Source organism: Cohnella soli (genome assembly GCF_042655525.1).
Lineage (GTDB): Bacteria > Bacillota > Bacilli > Paenibacillales > Paenibacillaceae > Cohnella > Cohnella soli.
This window is the reverse complement of sequence record NZ_JBHSMI010000018.1, coordinates 1-4,837: the sequence shown is the minus strand read 5'-3', so window position 1 is coordinate 4,837 and position 4,837 is coordinate 1. Positions and strand designations below refer to the sequence as shown.

The following is a 4,837-nucleotide window of genomic DNA, read 5'->3' as shown; positions in this document are numbered from 1 at the left end:
AAGCGGAATCAGCCGGACACATCCGCACCGACTAAGCGCATTGCGCCCGGCGACTTTGTCGCCTTAAGTCGGTGGGACGTCGTGAACACATGAACGTTAGGTGAAATTAATGCAAAGCACGAATATGGAGGGTTATTCTTGGGGGCTACAATATTTTATAGCGGTCAAGCTGCATCTCGAAAGAAGAAAGAGGAATGTATTTCAAAGATTGTCAGTTATTCTGTGAGACATAATTGGAATTATGAATTTATTGATATAGATGGAAAAAAAGGTATTAATTTGCTGATTCATGAACGATGTGAACCTGTATCTATTTTATTTACTGGTGACTTTGAGTTTAATGGATTTACAAAAACAGAATATGCACCTCCATCTGTACACAAAGAAATTATTCATCTCTTTATTGATTTAAAGAAGAGCCTAAAGAAAGTCAAATTAATTGAGGATACTGGTTATTGGGATGATTTAATAAATCCAGTTACTAAGATAAAACAATTAGAGATTGATAGTATCTCTTTCAGAAACGACATAATGAAAATAATTAAAGAACAAGATAATAGATACTCTAACGATGACCAATGGTTTTGGAAAACTGATTACAAATATTCTAAGTTACATATACCTACTATTCTATCCTTTATGAGATACGAATTAAGTACTATTTCTGATAAGTATGTTTCAATTCAAAATATTTATGATGAAACAGAAACATCATTGTTATATAAAGAAGTCTTCAATAATGATTTTCCAGAAGAAGCCCTAATATTTATTACAGAGGTCTGGGCATCTAAAAAACAAAAAATTAAAGTCACAAAGGCTAAAAAGAATGCGTGCATTGAGTTTGCATGGTCAATTGCATATGCTTGTTTCGGATATAATGGTGGATTCTTTAGTCAGACACATAGGCAAGCACATGAATTAATTGATGGTATGGGGGATATAAAGCAAAGCCCAGAGAATTCATTAAAGTATCTTCTTGCTATTTATAAATATTATGAATTAGACAATTAATTTTGTGATTCAAGGAAGGCATTAACTTCACCTAACACCATGTTCACGCTTGGGCCATTCGGCCCTCGGTCCGGCAGGAGTTAGATGAGGATTCGGAGAAGTAATTGGCAGCAGCAGTGAAGCGGAATCAGCGGGACACATCCGCACCGACTAAGCGCATCGCGCCCGGCGACTTCGTCGCCTTAAGTCGGTGGGACGTCGTGAACACATGAACGTTATATGAAATTGGGCTAAAGCTAAGAGCAAGGAGGACCAATCTAAATGATCTGGAAGGATATTTATCTCGCAATTACTCCTTCAGAATCAATAATTCTTTCAATGATTAATAGTGTTTTCAAGATCAATCCTGAAGATACTATCGTTATTGGAAATATAGAAGAACAATTGAACAGCGAATACAAAGCAATTGTTGAATCGAAAAGAATAAACGGGAAATATCAATGTAAATTAACTATTTATTTAATGGACTCTGAAATTACTATAAATACAAATCTGTTGATAATGATAAGTAAAAATTTTGAAGGCATTTTGTTATTTTCAGACGACATAATAGAGCCTTTTAATCCATATTCATTTTTAGAGATACGGGATGGAATGATTAACCAGAAATACTTGAACGAAAATGAAATAAATCAACTTGAAATGATTTATGAGATAAATTGAAAGAGAAACCGAAGAAGAGCCCAACTTCATATAACACCATGTTCACGCTTCGGGCCATTCGGCCCTCGGTCCGGCAGGAGTTAGATGAGGATTCGAAGAAGTAATTGGCCGTAGCAGGGAAGCGGAATCAGCCGGACACATCCGCACCGACTAAGCGCATCGCGCCCGGCGACTTCGTCGCCTTAAGTCGGTGGGACGTCGTGAACACATCAACGTTATGCGAAATACCTGAGAGAAGAGGAAGTCAAATGAGATTTGTTAAATTATTTTATATTTCTACAATCCTATTAACTCTAATTACTTCTGGGTGCTCCTCGACGAAGGATTCATTCATTGGCAGTTGGTCGGCCCTTCAATTGTCACAAGCAGAGGGAACAAATGAAGAATTAATTCATTATAACTATTGGGAAGTTAAGGATAATGAGATTTCATTCTCAAATTTCGTTCTAACAACTGAAAATGGGGTTGAAAGTAAAAGGTTTGATGAGAACAATAAAATGAAATATGAATACAAATGGGAAACCAAGAACCAAATCGTGATTAATCAGAAAATATATAGTATTGAAATAAAGAATAAGAAATTGAAAGTTTCAAACAGCAACATGGAAATAGATTTTGAGAGAGCAGACTGAGGGACAGGTACTTCGCATAACACCATGTTCACGCTTCGGGCCATTCGGCCCTCGGTCCGGGAGGAGTTAGATGAGGAATCGGAGAAGTAATTGGCAGCAGCAGGGAAGCGGAATCAACCGGACACATCCGCACCGACTAAGCGCATCGCGCCCGGCGACTTCGTCGCCTTAAGTCGGTGGGACGTCGTGAACACATTAACGTTATGTGCAATTCCCGAATGCATTAAGATCCATTTTACGTGTCCGCGATTATTAAATGACGTATTTTCCGGGCAGCTCCAGGAAGAATCATTTTAAGAATCATTTTGGTGATAGCAATTCAATGATGTCTCATTTTAAGGGACGTATTTGTTGAATGTAGCTCGATGAAGTCTCATTTTAAGGGACGTATTTGTTGAACGTAGCTCGATGAAGTCTCATATTAAGGGATGTATTTGTTGAACGTAGCTCGATGAAGTCTCATATTAAGGGATGTATTTGTTGAACGTAGCTCGCTGAAGTCTCATATTAAGTGACGTAATTGTTGGAAGTAGCTCGATGAGGTCTCATATTAAGGAATGTATTTGTTGAAAGCAGCTCGATGAAGTCTCATTCTTAAGAGACGTATTTGTTGGAAGTAGCTCAAGGAGGTCTCATTTAAGGGATGTATTTGTTGAAGTAGTCCGAAGAAGATCATTTAAAGATTCGGGTTTATCAGAGATTCAAAGCTATGCTTCGCAATGAATTTAGAACTGGTCGTATATCGAGAGGTCGGGAACAGCACATAACACCATGTTCACGCATCGGGCCATTCGGCCCTCGGTCCGGCAGGAGTTAGATGCGGATTCGGAGAAGTAATTGGCAGTAGCAGGGAAGTGGAATCAGCCGGACACATCCGCACCGACTAAGCGCATCGCGCCCGGCGACTTCGTCGCCTTAAGTCGGTGGGACGTCGTGAACACATGAACGTTATAAGAAATCGGGGGAAAGGCGTAATTTTAAGTGCTATAATTGAGAGCAAACATTTTGAAGGAATAGGTGACAAGAGATTAAATTACTCTTTATTTGTAGTCGTAATAAATGGCGGAGTCTAACAGCAGAGAAGATTTTTGATAAATTTAATGGATATGATGTTCGATCTGCAGGTACAGAAGAAGGCGCAAGAATTAAGGTTACAGAAGGACATATTGGTTGGTCAGACATGATTTTTGTAATGGAGAAGAAACATGTAAGAAGGCTCAAAGATAAGTTTTCAAATTCATTAGAGAATAAGAAAATAGTATGTCTAGATATTCCTGATGATTATAGATTTATGGATGAAGAATTAATAGAAATATTGAAATCAAGATTATCAGAATATATTGAAGTGCCTGAATAATTTGATTGAAATCTAGTAAATAGAAGAGCATTTTGAATGCAACTCAAGAAGCCCCCGACATCTTATAACACCATGTTCACGCAACGGGCCATTCGGCCCTAGGTCCGGCAGAAGTTAGATGTGGATTCGGGGATGCAATTGGCAGAAGCAGGGAAGCGGAATCAGCCGGACACATCCAACTCCCTAACCGCATCGCGGCCGCCCTTCGGGCTTAAGGGAGTTGGACGTCGTGAACACATTTACGTTATATGCAATCCCCGCAAGAGCAAACACTAAAACATTAAAGGTGATCATTTTGAACAATCTCATCCAAGATTCAATCGTCCAGTTTGCAGAACAATTTCAATTACCGGAAAGAGTTTTTCATATTGATGATCTTCCTTGGGTTCCTTTTGATGATGGTACATGTCATTTCAAACCATTGAGATTTGATCTAAATACAGGGACATGGATTTATTTGTTTAAGATCCAAAGAAATAAGATCTTGAATAGACACAGACATACAGGTGGATCAGTTATCGGTTATAACATTCAAGGGAAATGGCGATATGAGGGCAGGGATTGGATTGCAAAGCCGGGCAGCTTTATTTTTGAACCTCCAGGTGATATTCATTCACTAATAACAGAGGATGAGGAAGTCATTACTTTGTTTATTTTGGGAGGATGTTTGCAATATTTTGATGAAGATAATCAGATTGTTGGACAAGATGATATCTATACTGTTTTGAAGAAATATAAGGATTATTGTAATGAACATGAAATCGAATTTATTGAAGAACTGGTATATTGAATAATAATAATTAAAGAGAGAACGCTTCGAAGGCGGGGACAGCATATAACACCATGTTCACGCTTCGGGCCATTCGGCCCTCGGTCCGGCAGGAGTTAGATGTGAACTCAGAGAAGTAATTGGCAGTAGCAGAGGAGCATTTTCAGCCGGACACATCCGCACCGACTAAGCGCATCGCCGCAGGGATTAAGAACAAGAGTAAGCAAAAGGTGCCTGAAAGTAAAGAAATAGTTAGTTGTTGAGGGTTGAACCAGGATGCAGAGATTGTCGGTGTCTAGAGGACTTGCGAGATTGGCAATGAAGCAGGAACAAGTAGAAGATTCAGAGAAGTATTCGGGAAGAGATGGCAAGAGTTGTTGCGGCGTTCTTTGATTCAGCGAGTAA

Annotated in this window: 5 protein-coding genes; all 5 read left to right on the top strand. The window is 39.1% G+C overall.

Translation table 11 applies throughout. From position 1 onward, the window contains the following. Positions 1 to 138 precede the first annotated feature (138 nt). The 5 genes from ACFPOF_RS09490 to ACFPOF_RS09470 all read left to right on the top strand — a co-directional run bounded on the left by ACFPOF_RS09490 (position 139) and on the right by ACFPOF_RS09470 (position 4,453). Positions 139 to 1,011: a hypothetical protein gene (locus ACFPOF_RS09490; protein WP_378131914.1), complete on the top strand. Its 873-nt coding sequence runs from the start codon at positions 139 to 141 to the stop codon at positions 1,009 to 1,011. A gap of 261 nt (positions 1,012 to 1,272) precedes the next feature. Beyond that, positions 1,273 to 1,674, top strand: a complete 402-nt coding sequence (locus ACFPOF_RS09485; RefSeq protein ID WP_378131912.1) for a hypothetical protein — start codon at positions 1,273 to 1,275, stop codon at positions 1,672 to 1,674. A 200-nt stretch (positions 1,675 to 1,874) separates the two neighbouring features. Then, a complete protein-coding gene (locus tag ACFPOF_RS09480) occupies positions 1,875 to 2,306 on the top strand; it encodes a hypothetical protein (protein WP_378131910.1) in 432 nt (143 codons plus the stop codon). Between the two features lie 1,027 nt (positions 2,307 to 3,333). Continuing rightward, on the top strand, positions 3,334 to 3,663 hold the full coding sequence (locus ACFPOF_RS09475; protein WP_378131916.1) for a low molecular weight protein tyrosine phosphatase family protein: 330 nt from the start codon (positions 3,334 to 3,336) through the stop codon (positions 3,661 to 3,663). Between the two features lie 229 nt (positions 3,664 to 3,892). Next, positions 3,893 to 4,453, top strand: a complete 561-nt coding sequence (locus tag ACFPOF_RS09470; protein WP_378131909.1) for a 2,4'-dihydroxyacetophenone dioxygenase family protein — start codon at positions 3,893 to 3,895, stop codon at positions 4,451 to 4,453. Positions 4,454 to 4,837 lie beyond the last annotated feature (384 nt).